The 16,700-nt window shown below is 61.4% G+C and carries 15 protein-coding genes; 8 read left to right on the forward strand and 7 right to left on the reverse strand.

What is annotated here, in order from left to right; all coding sequences use genetic code 11:
- The 3 genes from NA619_RS18305 to NA619_RS18315 all read right to left on the reverse strand — a co-directional run bounded on the left by NA619_RS18305 (position 1) and on the right by NA619_RS18315 (position 4,251).
- Entirely contained in the window at positions 1–942 is a 942-nt protein-coding gene (locus NA619_RS18305; RefSeq protein ID WP_255963232.1) for a sodium-dependent bicarbonate transport family permease, read from the reverse strand.
- A 65-nt stretch (positions 943–1,007) separates the two neighbouring features.
- Positions 1,008–2,825, reverse strand: coding sequence for a sodium-extruding oxaloacetate decarboxylase subunit alpha (gene oadA, locus NA619_RS18310; protein WP_255963233.1), 1,818 nt, complete (start codon positions 2,823–2,825; stop codon positions 1,008–1,010).
- A 10-nt stretch (positions 2,826–2,835) separates the two neighbouring features.
- On the reverse strand, positions 2,836–4,251 hold the full coding sequence (locus NA619_RS18315; RefSeq protein WP_255963234.1) for an acetyl-CoA carboxylase biotin carboxylase subunit: 1,416 nt from the start codon (positions 4,249–4,251) through the stop codon (positions 2,836–2,838).
- Positions 4,252–4,478: 227 nt separating this feature from the next.
- Here NA619_RS18315 and NA619_RS18320 point away from each other — a divergent pair, with 227 nt between their 5' ends.
- Positions 4,479–5,441, forward strand: a complete 963-nt coding sequence (locus NA619_RS18320; protein ID WP_272891821.1) for a LysR family transcriptional regulator — start codon at positions 4,479–4,481, stop codon at positions 5,439–5,441.
- Here NA619_RS18320 and NA619_RS18325 read toward each other — a convergent pair.
- Entirely contained in the window at positions 5,383–5,598 is a 216-nt protein-coding gene (locus NA619_RS18325) for a PA3496 family putative envelope integrity protein (RefSeq protein ID WP_255963235.1), read from the reverse strand. The two genes, NA619_RS18320 and NA619_RS18325, sit on opposite strands and share 59 nt — an antisense overlap.
- Positions 5,599–5,711: 113 nt before the next feature.
- Entirely contained in the window at positions 5,712–6,578 is an 867-nt protein-coding gene (hexR, locus tag NA619_RS18330; RefSeq protein ID WP_255963236.1) for a transcriptional regulator HexR, read from the reverse strand.
- 306 nt (positions 6,579–6,884) lie between these two features.
- Between hexR and zwf the strand changes: the two genes are divergently transcribed.
- The 6 genes from zwf to NA619_RS18360 all read left to right on the forward strand — a co-directional run bounded on the left by zwf (position 6,885) and on the right by NA619_RS18360 (position 13,735).
- On the forward strand, positions 6,885–8,327 hold the full coding sequence (gene zwf, locus NA619_RS18335) for a glucose-6-phosphate dehydrogenase (RefSeq protein WP_255963237.1): 1,443 nt from the start codon (positions 6,885–6,887) through the stop codon (positions 8,325–8,327).
- Positions 8,328–8,985: 658 nt separating this feature from the next.
- Entirely contained in the window at positions 8,986–9,519 is a 534-nt protein-coding gene (gene ectA, locus NA619_RS18340) for a diaminobutyrate acetyltransferase (protein ID WP_255963238.1), read from the forward strand.
- Entirely contained in the window at positions 9,516–10,790 is a 1,275-nt protein-coding gene (gene ectB / locus NA619_RS18345; RefSeq protein WP_255963239.1) for a diaminobutyrate--2-oxoglutarate transaminase, read from the forward strand. The genes ectA and ectB overlap by 4 nt, the downstream gene beginning before the upstream one ends.
- An 11-nt stretch (positions 10,791–10,801) precedes the next feature.
- On the forward strand, positions 10,802–11,200 hold the full coding sequence (locus tag NA619_RS18350) for an ectoine synthase (RefSeq protein WP_255963240.1): 399 nt from the start codon (positions 10,802–10,804) through the stop codon (positions 11,198–11,200).
- Between the two features lie 97 nt (positions 11,201–11,297).
- Entirely contained in the window at positions 11,298–12,206 is a 909-nt protein-coding gene (thpD, locus tag NA619_RS18355; protein ID WP_255963303.1) for an ectoine hydroxylase, read from the forward strand.
- A gap of 98 nt (positions 12,207–12,304) precedes the next feature.
- Positions 12,305–13,735 (forward strand): aspartate kinase, encoded by a 1,431-nt coding sequence (locus NA619_RS18360; protein WP_255963242.1) that lies wholly within the window; start codon positions 12,305–12,307, stop codon positions 13,733–13,735.
- A 44-nt stretch (positions 13,736–13,779) separates the two neighbouring features.
- Here NA619_RS18360 and NA619_RS18365 read toward each other — a convergent pair whose 3' ends face one another.
- Together NA619_RS18365 and NA619_RS18370 are read right to left on the reverse strand one after the other, a co-directional pair.
- Positions 13,780–14,589, reverse strand: a complete 810-nt coding sequence (locus tag NA619_RS18365; RefSeq protein WP_255963243.1) for a cytochrome c oxidase assembly protein — start codon at positions 14,587–14,589, stop codon at positions 13,780–13,782.
- Positions 14,586–15,056: a DUF2243 domain-containing protein gene (locus tag NA619_RS18370; protein ID WP_255963244.1), complete on the reverse strand. Its 471-nt coding sequence runs from the start codon at positions 15,054–15,056 to the stop codon at positions 14,586–14,588. The genes NA619_RS18365 and NA619_RS18370 overlap by 4 nt, the downstream gene beginning before the upstream one ends.
- A gap of 185 nt (positions 15,057–15,241) precedes the next feature.
- On the opposite strand from NA619_RS18370, the gene yegQ reads away from it, so the two are divergent.
- Complete coding sequence (yegQ, locus tag NA619_RS18375) at positions 15,242–16,621, forward strand: tRNA 5-hydroxyuridine modification protein YegQ (protein WP_255963245.1); 1,380 nt, start codon at positions 15,242–15,244, stop codon at positions 16,619–16,621.
- Positions 16,622–16,700 lie beyond the last annotated feature (79 nt).

Below are 16,700 nucleotides of genomic sequence, written 5' to 3' on the forward strand. Positions count from 1 at the left end.
CTACAGCCCCCAGGCGATCAGGGTTTCGGCCAGCGCGAGATACAGCGGAATGCCGACCAGGATGTTGAATGGAAAGGTAATGCCCAGCGACGCCGTCAGCGACAGCGAAGGGTTGGCCTCAGGTAGCGCCAGACGCATCGCCGCTGGTACCGCGATGTAGGAAGCACTGGCCGCCAGCGTTGCAAGCATCGCAGTGCCGCCGAGCGAGAGCCCCATGAACCGCGCCAGCAGCGCACCGATGACCGCCCCCACCAGCGGCATTCCCAGCCCGAAAAGGGCCAGCCGAAAACCATAGCGCCGTAGCGAACCAAGCTGACCGGAAGCGATCAGGCCCATTTCCAAAAGAAACAGCGCCAGCACCGGCTTGAACATGCTGGTGTAGAACGGCTCCAGCGGCTTGATGCCTTCCTTGCCGGCGATGGCGCCGATAATCAGCCCGCCCAACAGCAGCATGATGCTCTTGCCGAGGAAAATTTCCCGCCCTAGCTCACGCCAGTTGGTGTCGCGGGCGATGCCCTTGGCCAGCACGATCCCGATGAGGATCGCCGGTATTTCCAGGATCGCCACGAACAGCGGCATGTAGCTTTCGAAATCGATTCCCTTGGCGAGCATGTAGGCGACGACCACGGCGAACGTACCGGCGCTTACCGAGCCGTAATGCGCCGCAACACTGGCCGAGTCCACCCGCGAAAAGCCCAGCAGGCGCAACATCGGGAACGCCAGCAGCGGCAGCGCGCAGCCGAGCAGTAACACCAGTGCGGACTGCCCCAGCAGTGCAGCGCTGGCCTGCTCTGCCAGCTCGACGCCGCCGTGTAATCCAATGGCTAACAACAGCAGGATGGATAGCGTTTCGTACAACGCCGGCGGCAGTTTCAACTCGCTCTTCACCAGGCCGGCAAACAGGCCGAACAGGAAGAACAGCACTACTGGGTCGAGCCCCATCGACACCTCCCGGATCTTTCAACTGGCAAAAAAAGGGAGCCTTTCGGCTCCCCAAGGGACATCAGTTAGCCTCCGATCTCGATCAGGAGATCGCCGGGGGTCACCCGGTCACCCTTGGCCACGTGGACGGCCTTGACTGTACCTGCAATCGGCGCCTGGATTTCGGTCTCCATCTTCATCGCTTCGCTGATCAGCACGGCCTGGCCAGCCTTGACCAGGTCGCCCTCCTTGACCAGCACATCGACCACATTGCCCGGCATGCTGGTGCTGACATCACCCGGCCCATTGGCCTGTTTGCGCTGGCTGCCGCCGCCACCACCGACGAAGTTGTTCAGCGGCTCGAACACCACTTCCTCCGGCATACCGTCGATGGAAAGGAAGAAGTGCCGCTTGCCTTCGCCCTTGACGCCGACGCCGGTGATGTCGACACGATAGGTCTCGCCGTGCACATCGATGACGAACTCGGTCGGCACGCCCTGCCCGCCTGCGGCAGTCGCCGTGGTGCCATCCGGAATCGGCAGCAGCACTTCAGGCACCAGCGTACCGGCTTCGCGCTCCTCGAGGAATTTGCGGCCAATGTCGGGGAACATGGCATAGGTCAGCACGTCTTCTTCGGTTTTGGCCAGCGCACCGACCTCTCGCCGCAGCTTGTCCAGCTCAGGCTTGATCAGATCGGCTGGGCGCACCTCGATGAGCTCCTCGCCGCCGATGGCCTGGCGTTGCAGCTTGGCGTCGATGGTGCCCGGCGCCTTGCCGTAGCCGCCCTGGAGGTAGAGTTTCACCTCATTAGTGATGGTCTTGTAGCGCTCACCGGCGAGCACGTTGAAGAACGCCTGGGTGCCAACGATTTGCGAGGTCGGGGTTACCAACGGCGGGTAGCCGAGGTCCTTGCGGACGCGCGGAATCTCGGCCAGCACTTCATCCATGCGGTTGAGCGCGCCCTGCTCCTTCAACTGGTTGGCCAGGTTGGAAATCATCCCGCCCGGTACCTGATTGACCTGCACACGGGTATCGACGCCGGTGAACTCGCTTTCGAACTGGTGGTACTTCTTGCGCACCGCATAGAAGTACAGGCCGATCTCCTGCAGCAGTTCCAGATCGAGGCCGGTGTCATAGGGCGTGCCACGCAACGCGGCGACCATGGATTCGGTGCCGGGATGACTGGTGCCCCAGGCCATGGAGGAAATGGCGGTGTCGATATGGTCGGCGCCGCTTTCGATGGCTTTCAACTGACACATGCTGGCGACACCGGCCGTGTCGTGGGAGTGGATGAACACCGGCAGGTCGATCTCGGCCTTCAGCGCGCGCACCAGCTCGCCGGTGGCGAACGGCGTGAGCAGGCCGGCCATGTCCTTGATTGCGATGGAGTCGACGCCCATGTCACGCATCGCTCGACCCTGCTCGACGAACAGTTCGACGGTGTGCACCGGGCTGGTGGTGTAGGCGATGGTGCCCTGGGCGTGCTTGCCGGTCTTCTTTACCGCGCGGATGGCGGTTTCCAGATTTCGCACATCGTTCATCGCATCGAAGATGCGAAACACGTCGATGCCGTTGTCGGCCGCCTTGGCGCAGAAGGCCTCGACCACGTCATCAGCGTAATGCCGATAGCCCAGCAGGTTCTGCCCGCGCAGCAGCATTTGCAGTCGGGTGTTGGGCAGCGCTGCCTTGAGCTGGCGCAGGCGCTCCCAGGGGTCTTCCTTGAGAAAGCGCACGCAGGCATCGAAGGTGGCGCCGCCCCAGACCTCAAGCGACCAGTAGCCGACACGGTCGAGCTTGTCGCAGATGGGCAGCATGTCCTCGGTGCGCATGCGGGTGGCCAGCAGCGACTGGTGGGCGTCACGCAGGATGGTGTCGGTAACGGTGATTTTCTTCTGAGCAGTCATGGTTCGTTCCTCACAGTCCTGCGTGGGCGGCGATGGCGGCAGCGATGGCCAGGGCCAGCTCGCCCGGCTTGCGTTTGATCGAGTAGTTCAGCAGTTCCGGATGGTTGTCGACGAAGCTGGTATTGAAATGGCCGCTGCGGAAATCCGGATTGGCGAGAATCTGCTGGTAGTAGGTGGCCGTGGTCTTCACGCCCTGCACGCGCATGTCGTCCAACGCACGGGAGCCGCGAGCCAGCGCTTCTTCCCAGGTCAGCGCCCAGACGATCAGCTTCAGGCACATGGAGTCGTAGTACGGCGGAATGGTGTAACCGGTGTAGATCGCCGTATCGGTGCGCACGCCCGGGCCACCGGGGGCGTAGTAACGGGTGATCTTGCCGAAGCACGGTAGGAAGTTGTTGCGCGGCTCTTCGGCGTTGATGCGGAATTGGAGGGCAAAGCCGCGGTACTGGATATCTTCCTGCTTGACCGACAACGGCAGGCCGGAGGCAATGCGGATCTGCTCGCGGACGATGTCGATACCGGTGATTTCTTCGGTAATGGTGTGCTCCACCTGCACGCGAGTGTTCATCTCCATGAAGTACACCTCGCCGTCGGCGAGCAGGAACTCCACAGTGCCGGCGTTCTCGTAACCCACCGCCTTGGCTGCGCGAACCGCTAGATCACCGATATAGGCGCGCTGCTCGGGCGTGAGCTGCGGGCTGGGGGCGATCTCGATGAGTTTCTGGTTGCGGCGCTGGATCGAGCAATCGCGCTCGAACAGGTGCACGGTGTTGCCGAAGGAGTCGGCGAGGATCTGCGCCTCGATATGCTTAGGCTCGACGATGCATTTCTCGAGGAATACATCGGCCGAACCGAAGGCCTTGGTCGCCTCTGAGATCACCCGCGGATAGGCCTGGGCGAGTTCTTCGCGCGAGTTGCAGCGACGGATGCCTCGACCCCCGCCGCCGGACGTGGCCTTGAGCATCACCGGATAACCTAGGTCTTCTGCCGCAGCCAACGCCTCTTCGACATTCGCCACGTTGCCTTCGGTACCCGGCGTGACCGGCACGCCGGCCTTGATCATGCTGCGCCGCGCCTCGGTCTTGTCACCCATGCGACGGATTACTTCCGCGCTAGGGCCGACGAAACGGATACCACGCTCGGCGCAAATCTCCGCCAGCTCGGCGTTCTCAGAGAGAAACCCATAGCCAGGATGCAGCGCATCGCAGCCGGTCTCCACGGCGAGATTCACCAGCTTGCGCGGATTCAAATAGCCCGCGAGCGGGTCTTCCCCGATGAAGTAGGCCTCGTCGGCGCGTTTGACGTGCAGCGCATGGCGGTCAGGCTCGGCGAACACCGCCACTGAGCGCACGTTCATTTCGGCGCAGGCCCGGACGATGCGGACGGCAATTTCACCGCGGTTGGCGATCAGCAGCTTCTTGATCACGCTGTCATTCCCTCGGTCGATGAGCAGAAGGCGCCGTAAGGGGCCGTGTAGTGCCTGCACCCGGTGCAAGCTTTTAAACCCTACGCCCGCCAGCATGATTACTGAAAATGAATAATAGTTTGACTGCGGATAAGTAATTACTTATACCAGCGCGCAAACGCACAGCTGGCAAGGGCTACAGCCAAGGCTGCAACAGGCATGCGAGGGCGGATAAGGAAGGGCAGACGATGCGAAAAAGCATGATGCGGATAACGCTGCGCCAGCTACAGGTGTTCCGGGCGGTTTGCGAAAGTCTTTCCTACAGCCGGGCAGCAGAGGAAATGGCGCTGACCCAGCCCGCCGTGAGCCTGCAGATTCGCCAGCTCGAAGAGCTAATTGGCCAGCCTCTATTCGAATATCTGGGGAAAAAACTCTACCTGACCGCTGCAGCCGAAGCGCTGCAACGCGCCAGTACCGACATTTTCGGGCGGCTCGATAGCCTCGATATGCAGCTGTCGGATCTGCAGGGTTCGTTACAGGGGCAGCTGAATCTCGCCGTCGAGTCGAGCGCCAAGTACATCACGCCGCATCTTTTCGCGGCATTCAAACGGCAGCACCCGGAAGTCAGCCTGGAACTGGTCGTGGTCAACCACGCGCAGGCGGTCAAGCGCTTGTCGATAAGCCGCGATGATCTGCTGATCATGTCGCAGGTGCCAACCGATATGGACCTGGAGTTCCTGCCCTTCCTCGACAATCCGATTGTCGCCGTGGCGCCGATGGATCATCCGCTCTGCACAGCAACCCAACTGACCCTGCAGGACCTGACCGGCTATCCGCTGCTGATACGTGAATCAGGCTCGGGCACCCGCAAGGCCGGCGAGGACTACCTGCGGCAGAAGCGCGCGCATTTCGCCCAGACCGTACAGGTCGCCTCGCTCGACGCGCTACGCGAGAGCGTGGTGGCGGGGCTGGGGCTGGCACTGATACCCCGCCACGCCGTGCACCTCGAATTGGCCCACGGGCTGCTGCGCGAACTACCCGTTCAGGAGCTGCCGCTTTATCGAAGCTGGTGCGTGGTGCACCCGCGCGGCAAACGGTTGAGCCCCGTCGCCCAGGCGTTCTTTGCCTTCATCCGAGAAGAGCGTGCGCAGATCAGTGCGCTGGCTGCCCGCTTTGATGGCGTGCCGGCAAGCCGTCCAGCAGCGGACTGATCATCGACAGATCGGGATACTCCATCAGCTGCGCATGCAGCTGGCGCTGCTCGTCGTAGCTTTCGATGGCGCGGCGGAAGTGCATGCGACGTTCGTCCTGCACTTTGCGGCGGGCACGGGCGTCGAGGTTGACGTAGGCATCACGAGGCTGAGGCATGCTGTTCTCCCGAATAGTGAAGTACTGGGAGGCTCAGCATCGAAGGCTTGGGTGACGCTATGAGGTCAGGAAGATGACGGACTGATGACTGCAGACCGAACGGTCAGCGCGGCTCAGTCTTCGTGCGACTTGACCGACTTGGGTGACAGCCGCAGGCTGCGCAGGCTCCGCTTGACGCTCTTGAGGTGGTTGACCAGGCTCGGCCCGCGCGCCATGGCAACGCCCATCGCCAGAACGTCGATCACCACCAGATGGGCGATGCGCGAAGTCAGCGGCGTGTAGATTTCGGTGTCTTCCTGCACGTCGATGGCAAGGTTGATGGTCGCAAGTTCCGCCAGCGGTGTCTGGCTCGGGCATAGGGTGATCAGCGTGGCGCCGGATTCACGCACCACGTTGGCGGTGATCAGCAAGTCCTTGGAGCGGCCCGATTGGGAGATGCAGATCGCCACGTCGGTGGGCTTGAGCGTCACGGCGGACATCGCCTGCATGTGCGGGTCGGAATAGGCCGCCGCGCTCAGCAACAGACGAAAGAACTTGTGCTGCGCGTCTGTCGCGACCGCGCCCGAGGCGCCAAAGCCATAGAACTCCACCCGCTCAGCCACGGCCATGGCCGCGACCGCGCGCTCGAGCGCATCGGAGTCGAGCTTTTCGCGCACTTCCATCAGGGTATGCAGGGTGGTGTCGAAGATCTTCAGCGCGAAGTCGGTGACCGAATCATTTTCGCTGATAGCGAACTGGCCGAAGCTGGCTCCCGCCGCAAGACTCTGCGCCAGTTTCAACTTGAGATCCTGAAACCCAAGACAACCGATGGCGCGGCAGAAGCGCACGATGGTCGGCTCACTGACGCCCACAACATGGGCCAGATCGGCCATCGAGCTGTGCATCACCGCCGCGGGATCGAGGAGTACATGGTCGGCGACTTTCAGTTCCGACTTGCGTAACGAGCTTCTCGATTGAGCGATGTGTTGCAGCAGGTTCACGTGGCGGACTCGCTATGATCAAAACCTGGCAAGAGTGGTCGAACGCTGCGGGTGCGCTCGCATCCGTCATGCCGGCTGGGTTGTAGTGGGCTTGTAGTTATACTACAAGCCTCGCAGTATCGCCCACCTACGTGCCGTTTAAAACGTAAGCGAGGCAAGCAAACAAGGCCAAAACGACCGCGAAAACGCAGTTTACGCTGCCTGTAAATAAGCATTTCGAAGCCGTTTTTCAACGCGGCCTTGCCAATGCAGTCAGTTTCAAGCGACACGTCAATCGACGTCCGTTCACCTTCTAGGAGTGACGCTGTGTCCATTTCTTGCGACATGCTGGTATTTGGCGGTACCGGCGACCTGGCGCTACACAAACTCATCCCTGCGCTGTATTACCTGCACCGCGAAAACCGGCTGCATGACGATGTCCGCATCCTTGCCATTGCCCGACAGGACATCGATCTCGCCGAGTACCTGACCCTGGCCGAGCGGCGTATCCGCGCGCAGATCACGCCCTCGGACTTCGAGGCCGACATGTGGAAAGCGTTCAGCCAGCGCATCGACTACTTTTCCATGGACGCCACGCAGCGGGGGGAATTCATCCGTCTCGCGCACCACCTTGGCCAGCCCGAGGGCCGCGTTCGCGTTCACTACCTGGCCACCGCGCCCAATCTGTTCGAACCCATCGCCTCCAACCTCGAAAGCGCTGGACTGGCCGGTGAAGAAGCACGCATCGTGCTCGAAAAGCCCATCGGCCATTCCCTGGGGTCGGCGCTGGAGATCAACGAGGCCATCGGCAACGTCTTTCCCGAGTCGCGGATCTACCGGATCGACCATTACCTGGGCAAGGAAACGGTGCAGAACCTCATGGCGCTGCGCTTTGCCAACGCGCTGTTCGAGCCGATCTGGCGCAGTGGTCACATTGATCACGTGCAGATCACCGTGGCCGAAACACTGGGCGTCGAGGAGCGCGGCAGCTACTACGACCACGCCGGCGCCATGCGCGACATGCTGCAGAACCACCTGCTGCAGCTGCTGTGTCTGGTCGCGATGGAAGCCCCTGTGCGCTTCGACGCCAAGTCGATACGCGGCGAGAAGGTAAAGATCCTCGAAGCTCTGAAGCCGATCACAAGCAACGACGTTCAGCACAAGACCGTGCGCGGCCAGTACGCTGCCGGGCGCATCGGCGGCCACGATGTACAGGCGTACTACTTCGAAAAGGATGTGGACAACGACAGCGATACCGAAACCTTCGTCGCGGTGAAAGCCGAGATCGACAACTGGCGCTGGGCCGGTGTGCCCTTCTACCTGCGCACTGGCAAGCGCATGGCTAAGAAGCGTTCGGAGATCATCATCACCTTCAAGCAAGTGCCGCACATGCTCTTCACCAAGGGTGAGGTCAACCGTCTGGTGATTCGCCTGCAGCCCGAGGAAAGCATCAGCCTGCAATTGATGGCCAAGGCCCCGGGCAAGGGCATGCAACTGGAACCTGTCGAGCTCGACTTGAACCTCGCGCACGCCTTTAGCAGCACGCGCCGCTGGGAAGCCTATGAGCGCCTGCTGCTGGATGTGATCGAGGGTGATTCGACGCTATTCATGCGGCGAGATGAAGTCGAAGCAGCCTGGAATTGGGTCGACCCGATCCTGCGTGGCTGGCAGAGCCATTACCGCAAACCGCGGCCTTATCCAGCCGGAACCGACGGCCCGGAGCAGGCTCGCCAGCTGATCGAGCATCAGGGCCGCCAATGGTGGCGATGAGCCGTAATCCGTACACCATGATTGACGCCCGAGAGCGCTTGTCAGCCCCCGGGCCAGAGCGGGTTACAGCAACTAACTGTAACTATCGATATCGGGTGTCGCACAACTACCATTCAACTTCCCGACTTCGCTTCGAAATCGGACCGCCATAAAAATTTCACCGAATGCGATGCAGTCGCCATCTCCGCGGAGTATCTCGCCGATATCCAGCAGCGATATCGGTGATAGAACTCGCCCAGCGCAACCTCGCAAAACAGCCCGAATCTTTGCGTAAGTATCCTTACTTCAGCCGGGCTTGAAACGAAGTGCGGCAAGCACTGTATCGGCCGCCGTCAGGTTTGCCTTCAGCCCAGGCAATACAAGGGCTGCCGCAGGTTAACGCGCGGCCGCTGAATGCACTTCATTGTTGGGCCTATCAGGCTGTCCGGGGCTTCGGCTTTCATGGTGCTCTGGAGCAGAGTTGTTGCGTGGAATATTGAGCCGAATAGATCCGGATCTGCGGCATATCATCCGATAGTTCAACTTTCGCGATAAACGGCGAACTTCGGAGATATCAGCGGCGAATCGTCACCCATGATCGCCGACTCGGGTTGAGATTAATTTTTTGATGTGTTTATTCTAGAAAAGGATTTCAATCAACAACCCCAAAGGATTTGTTTTGAGTGTTCCTACCGTAACGCTCCGTCGCCCAACCGACGGCGACGGTCACCCCCTCCATGAGCTGGTAGCGCGCTGCCAACCACTGGACACCAATTCGGTGTATTGCAACCTTCTGCAGTGCTCCGATTTCGCCGACACCTCCATTGCTGCCGTCAGCGCAGACGGCCAACTGGTAGGTTTCATTTCCGGATACTGCCCGCCCTCCCGCCCGGACACATTGTTCGTCTGGCAAGTCGCCGTCGATGCCTCGATGCGTGGCCAGGGTCTGGCGCTTCGCATGCTGATGGCCCTGATCGCTCGGGCTGCACGAGAAAAAGGCGTGCGCCATCTGGAAACCACCATCTCGCCGGACAACGGGGCATCCCAGGCGCTGTTCAAGAAGGCCTTTGCCAAGCTCGAGGTCGACTACAGCACCCGCACCCTGTTCTCCCGCGCCGAACATTTCGCCGGCAAGCACGAAGACGAAGTGCTCTATCGCTCCGGCGAGTTCGCCGCACCCCTTTCAGAAGAAGAATTAGAGGAAAACGCATGAAAACTTTCGAACTGCACGAATCTGGCGTTCGCAGCTACTGCCGCTCCTTTCCCGTGGTCTTCAAGCAGGCCCGTGGCGCTGAACTGATCACCCGCGAAGGCAAGCATTACATCGACTTCCTCGCCGGCGCCGGCACGCTCAACTACGGCCATAACCATCCGGTGCTCAAGCAGGCGCTGCTCGATTACATCGAAGCCGACGGCATCACCCATGGCCTGGACATGTACTCCGAGGCGAAGGAAACCTTCCTGTCGACCTTCGACCGCCTGATCCTCAAGCCGCGCAAGATGGAATATGTCATGCAGTTCACCGGCCCGACCGGCACCAACGCGGTGGAAGCCGCGCTGAAGCTGGCGCGCAAGGTGACTGGTCGCAACAACGTCATCAGCTTCACCAACGGCTTCCACGGCTGCAGCATCGGCGCCCTGGCGGCGACCGGTAACAAGCATCATCGTGGCGCCGCCGGCGTTCCGCTGACCGATGTCAGCCGCATGCCCTACGCCAACTATTTCGGCGACAAGGTCAACACCATCGCGATGATGGACAAGCTGCTGACCGATCCCTCCAGCGGCATCGACAAGCCGGCTGCCGTCATCGTGGAAGTGGTCCAGGGCGAAGGCGGCCTCAACGCTGCGTCCGCCGAATGGGTCCGCAAGCTCGAGAAGCTCTGCCGCAAGCACGAGATGCTGCTGATCGTCGACGACATCCAGGCCGGTTGCGGTCGTACCGGCACCTTCTTCAGCTTTGAAGAGATGGGCATCAAGCCGGACATGATCACCCTGTCCAAGTCGCTGTCAGGCTACGGGCTGCCGTTTGCCATGGTGCTGCTGCGCAAGGAGCTGGACCAGTGGAAGCCGGGCGAACACAACGGCACCTTCCGCGGTAACAACCACGCGTTCGTCACTGCCGCCGCTGCCATCGAGCACTTCTGGAAGGACAACGCGTTCGCCGATAGCGTCAAGGCCAAAGGCAAGCGCATCGCTGACGGCATGAACAAGATCGTCCGCCGCTACGGCCCGGACTCTCTGTTCGTCAAAGGCCGCGGCATGATGATCGGCATCAGCTGCCCGGACGGCGACACCGCCGCCGCCATCTGCCGCCATGCCTTCGAGAACGGTCTGGTCATCGAGACCAGCGGCGCCCACAGCGAAGTGGTGAAGTGCCTCTGCCCGCTGGTCATCAGCGAAGAGCAGATCGACAAGGCCATGAGCATCCTGGACAAGGCGTTTGCCGCCGTGATGTCCGACCAGGCCACTACACAAGTTTCGTGAGGATTTAGAGAATGATCGTACGTACCCTGGCTGAATGCGAGCAGTCCAACCGCAAGATCACCACCGAGACCTGGGACAGCACGCGGATGCTGCTCAAGGACGACAAGATGGGATTCTCGTTCCACATCACCACCATCTACGCCAACACCGAGACGCACATCCACTACCAGAACCATCTGGAGTCGGTGTACTGCATGAGCGGCAACGGCGAGATCGAGACCATCGCCGACGGCAAGATCTACAAGATCGAGCCCGGCACGCTGTACATCCTCGACAAGCACGACGAGCACCTGCTGCGCGGCGGCTCCGAGGAAATGAAACTGGCCTGTGTCTTCAACCCGCCGCTCAACGGCAAGGAAGTACACGACGAAAGCGGCGTCTATCCGCTGGAGGCTGAAACCGTCGTCTGAGGCGACTGTGTGAGACGGGCCCGCCCGTCTCACGAAACCGCAGGGCGGCTCGCATCGCTCTGCGACACCGATTCAAGGAGTACCTAACGTGAACCCCGTGCAAGCCGACCTGTACCCTTCGCGCCAGCACGACGAACCCAGCTGGCAGGAGCGTCTGGATCCGGTTGTCTACCGCAATGACCTGGCCAACGCCCCAATCGCACCGGACCAGATCGAACGCTTCGAGCGTGACGGTTATCTGGTCATCCCCAATCTGTTCAGCGCAGAGGAAGTCGCGGTATTCCGCGAAGAGCTCGATCGCATGCGCCAGGACCCGGCCGTAGCTGAGTCCGGCAAGACCATCAAGGAACCCGACAGCGGCGCGATCCGCTCGGTGTTCGCCATCCACGCCGACAATCCGCTGTTTGCCCGTGTCGCCAGCGACGAGCGCATTGCCGCCATCGCCAGCTTCATTCTGGGCGGCGACATCTATGTGCATCAGTCGCGGATGAACTTCAAACCCGGTTTTACCGGCAAGGAGTTCTACTGGCACTCGGATTTCGAAACCTGGCACATCGAAGACGGGCTGCCGCGCATGCGCACCCTGAGCTGCTCGATCCTGTTGACTGACAACGAGCCGCATAACGGCCCGCTGATGCTGGTGCCGGGATCGCACAAGCACTACATACGCTGTGTCGGCGCGACCCCGGAGAACCACTACGCGAAATCACTGCGCAAGCAGGAGTTCGGAGTACCGGATCATGACAGCCTCACCCGGCTCGCGGATCGTTACGGCATCGACACTGCCACCGGCCCGGCAGGCAGCGTGGTGTTCTTCGATTGCAACACGATGCACGGTTCGAACAGCAACATCACGCCCAGCGCGCGGAGCAATCTGTTCTACGTCTACAACCATGTAGATAATGCCGCGCAGGCCCCGTTCTGCGGGCTTTCGCCGCGCCCTGCCTTCGTTGCCGAGCGTGAGCATTTCGAGCCGCTGCAGATCCAGAAACAGAAGTATCTCTGACACGTTCATATCAGGCCCGACATTGGGCCTGATCTTTGTTGGCCTGCCCTTGGCGGCCCAGGGATGAAAATTCACCCCCAAGACGGGAAGTTGAATCGATGCATACCGTAGAAAAGATCGGCGGCACATCCATGAGCCGCTTCGAAGAGTTGCTCAACAATATCTTTATCGGCCAACGCGAAGGCGATGCGCTCTATCAGCGTGTCTTCGTCGTATCGGCCTACAGCGGCATGACCAATCTGCTGCTGGAACACAAGAAGACCGGCGAACCCGGCGTCTACCAGCGCTTCGCCGACGCCCGCAATGAAGGTGCCTGGCTCGACGCGCTGGAAACCGTCCGCGCGCGCATGGTCAGCCGCAATGCTGAACTGTTCACCGGCGAGTTCGAGCTGCGCGCTGCCAACCAGTTCATCAACTCGCGTATCGACGATGCCCGAGAGTGCATGAGCAGCCTGCAGCGCCTGTGCGCCTATGGCCACTTCCAGCTCGACGAGCACCTGATGAAAGTCCGCGAAATGCTCGCCTCCCTTGGCGAAGCGCACTCGGCATTCAACTCGGTGCTGGCCCTCAAGCACCGTGGCGTCAACGCGAAGATGGTCGATCTCACCGGCTGGCATCGTGATGCGCCGCTTCCCTTCGAGGAAATGGTCCGCCATAGCTTCGAAGAGGTCGACCTCTCCCGCGAACTGGTCGTGGCGACCGGCTACACGCACTGCAGCGAAGGCCTGATGAACACCTTCGACCGCGGCTACAGCGAGATCACCTTCGCCCAGATCGCCGCCGCAACCGGCGCCCGCGAGGCAATCATCCACAAGGAATTCCACCTCTCCAGCGCCGATCCGAATCTGGTCGGTGCCGACAAGGTGGTGACCATCGGCCGCACCAATTACGACGTGGCCGATCAGCTATCGAATCTGGGCATGGAAGCAATCCACCCGCGTGCGGCGAAAACGCTGCGACGTGCCGGTATCGAACTGCGCATCAAGAATGCCTTCGAGCCTGACCACGCCGGCACGCTCATCAGCCAGGATTACAAGAGCGAGCGGCCTTGCGTGGAGATCATCGCGGGGCGCAAGGATGTCTTCGGCATCGAAGTGTTCGATCAGGACATGCTCGGCGACATCGGCTACGACATCGAGATCAGCAAGCTGCTCAAGCAGCTGCGGCTCTACGTGGTGAACAAGGACTCCGACGCCAACAGCATCACCTACTACGCCTCGGGTTCGCGCAAGCTGATCAACCGCGCCGCGCGGTTGATCGAGGAAAAGTACCCCGCCGCCGAAGTCACCGTGCACAACGTCGCGATTGTCTCGGCCATCGGTTCGGACCTGAAGGTCAAAGGCATTCTCGCCAAGACCGTCGCGGCGCTGGCCGGTGCCGGCATCAGCATCCAGGCGGTGCATCAGTCCATTCGCCAGGTCGAAATGCAGTGCGTGGTCAATGAAGAGGACTACGATGACGCCGTCGCCGCGCTGCACCGTGCGTTGATCGAGCCGGAAAACCATGGCGATGTGATTGCCGCGGCCTAAGCGCTCCGCTTCATCGACCATGAATCCGCCGGATCTGGCTTGCGCTAGGTCCGGCGGTCTGCTGTCAGCCAGTCGTCAGCCACGGCCGGCTGCCTGCGCTGCCGATACCAGGCCGCGAAGAACACCAGCGCCAGCAACAGCTCCGCGATGTCGCCGCCGTAGAACATCAGCTGCGCCGCCCCTTCGATTTCTGCCAGGTCATGCCCGGCATCGCGCGGAAAGCCATAGGCGAACATCAGCTTGCCGAGCACGGTGTGGGCGGCGATGCCAACGAAGAGCACGACCAATCGCAGCCGCATGCCCGGCCGATGCGGCGCAGGGTCGGGACCGGCGATCGACCAGCAGAACAGATACCCGGCCAGCACGAAATGCACATGCAACCACAGGTGCAAGCCTGGTTCGTGAAAGCTCATCTTGTAGAGCGGGGTGAGATACAGCAGATAGAGCGCGCCGACGTTGAGCATCAGGGCCGTGACAGGATGGCTCACGCAACGCACAGGCATGCTGGCCGCCACTGTCATGATGCGGCGCGCGGTGGTCACCGGCACGCTGCGCAGCAGCAAGGTACCCGGCGCACCGAGCATCAGCGCGATGGGTGCGAACATCCCCAATAGCAGGTGCTGAGCCATGTGCCCGCGCAGATCAGTGTGACCCCACTCGACCATGGGCGGCGAAAAGGCGATGACCAGCAGCGCACAGCCTAGCGAAAAGCTCGCCAGCCGCCAGCAATGCCAGACCTTGCGCCGCTTGCGCTGCCAGCGCACGGCGAGCACGTAGGCAAACCACAGGCTCAGCGTCAGCAACACCAGCACGAAGGTGCCGGCCAATGTCAGCAGGCTTGCCTCATGGATCACTGGTGACCTCGCTCGGCTCTCTGCTGATTGGCCTTCGCCCGTTTCCACAGTGCAAAGCCGATTACCAACATCAGGGCGCCGAAACCGTTCCAGGCCAGGTCGTAGGGCAACAGGTTGTCGACATAGCGCACCTGATGCAGGCGCAGGATCTTGTGATCGACGATGCCATCGAACAGCTGAAAGCCACCCGCGCCGAGAAAGAAGCCCGCCCACGCATGTGAGCGCGACACCGCAGCGCGCCGGCTCAGTTGGACGAAGAGGTAAAAGCCGGCCGCCAGCATCAGCAACTCGGCTGCGTGGAGGAATCCGTCAGACAGCAGGCCAATGGCCGGCGTGGAGCGGTCGAAAAAGTGGTGCCAGGCGAGAATCTGATGAAAGATGATTTCATCGACCGCTGCCATCAGCCCGACCCCGAGAAAGACCGTTGCGATCAGGCTGCCTCTGGCATCGGCGGGATTGGCGCTCACGAATACCTCCGCTTGCTGAGAGTCGGCAGGCGCCACGACATCACGCTATCGGCGCACGCCTGATCTATAGGTGACTGGCGCATGCACCGGGAAGTTCGTCGCCGTCTTGATCTGAGTGGGCGAAAAGCCCCAGCCAACTGATTAGAATCCGCACACTTTTTGTTGGTATCCAGAGCCACTGCACCATGACCCATTCGCGCACCGAACTGCTGTCCCCGGCCGGCACCCTCAAATCCATGCGTTACGCCTTTGCCTACGGCGCCGACGCGGTCTACGCGGGACAGCCGCGCTACAGCCTGCGCGTGCGCAACAACGAGTTCGACCACGCCAACCTGCGCCTGGGTATCGACGAGGCGCATGCCCAGGGCAAGCAGTTCTACGTGGTGGTCAACATCGCGCCGCACAACGCCAAATTGAAGACCTTTATCCGCGATCTCGAGCCCGTAATCGCGATGGGGCCGGACGCGCTGATCATGTCCGACCCGGGCCTGATCATGCTGGTGCGCCAGCATTTCCCGGAGATGACCATTCACCTGTCGGTACAAGCCAACGCGGTGAACTGGGCCAGCGTCGAATTCTGGCGGCAGCAGGGGCTGACCCGCGCCATCCTTTCCCGCGAACTGTCGCTGGAAGAGATTGGCGAGATCCGCGAGAAGGTGCCAGGCATGGAGCTGGAAGTATTCGTCCACGGCGCACTGTGTATGGCCTATTCGGGCCGCTGCCTACTCTCGGGCTACATCAACAAGCGCGACCCCAATCAGGGTTCCTGCACCAACGCCTGCCGCTGGGAATACAAGGCGCACGAGGGGAAGCAGGACGAGCTGGGCAACATTGTCCAGCAGTACCAACCGATCCCGGTGCAGCAGGTCGGATCAGGCGGTATCCAGCCGACTCTGGGCGCCGGTGCGCCGACCGACCAGGTGTTCCTGCTCGAAGACAGCAGCCGCCCCGGCGAGCTGATGGAAGCCTTCGAGGACGAACACGGCACTTACATCATGAACTCCAAGGACCTGCGCGCCGTGCAGCACGTCGAGCGTCTGGTGCAGATGGGCGTGCATTCGCTGAAGATCGAAGGCCGTACCAAATCCCACTATTACGTGGCGCGTACCGCACAGGTCTACCGCAAGGCCATCGACGATGCGGTCGCTGGTCGACCGTTCGACAAGTCGCTGATGGATACCCTGGAATCCCTCGCCCATCGCGGCTACACCGAAGGCTTCCTGCGCCGCCACGTGCACGACGAATACCAGAACTACGAGCGCGGATTCTCGTTGTCGGACCGCCAGCAGTTCGTTGGTGAAATGACCGGCGAGCGACGCAACGGGCTGGCTGAAGTCATCGTCAAGAATCGCTTCGCCGTGGGCGACCGGCTGGAGCTGATGACGCCCCAGGGCAACCTGAACTTCCGCCTGGACGCGCTGGAGAACAAGCGCGGCGAACGTGCCGAAGTAGCACCTGGCGACGGGCATGTGCTCTACCTGCCCGTCCCGGAAACGGTGGATCTACGGTATGCGCTAGTGATGCGAGAGCTGGACGGCGGCGGCACCACCCGCGTTAGCCGCTAGTCGTAGGGTGGGCTTTACCCCACCACCAGCAGTTGGTTCGGCGCAGAGGCAAGCGGTGGGCTGAAGCCCACCCTACGGG

Source organism: Stutzerimonas stutzeri (genome assembly GCF_024448895.1).
GTDB classification, from domain to species: domain Bacteria; phylum Pseudomonadota; class Gammaproteobacteria; order Pseudomonadales; family Pseudomonadaceae; genus Stutzerimonas; species Stutzerimonas stutzeri_Q.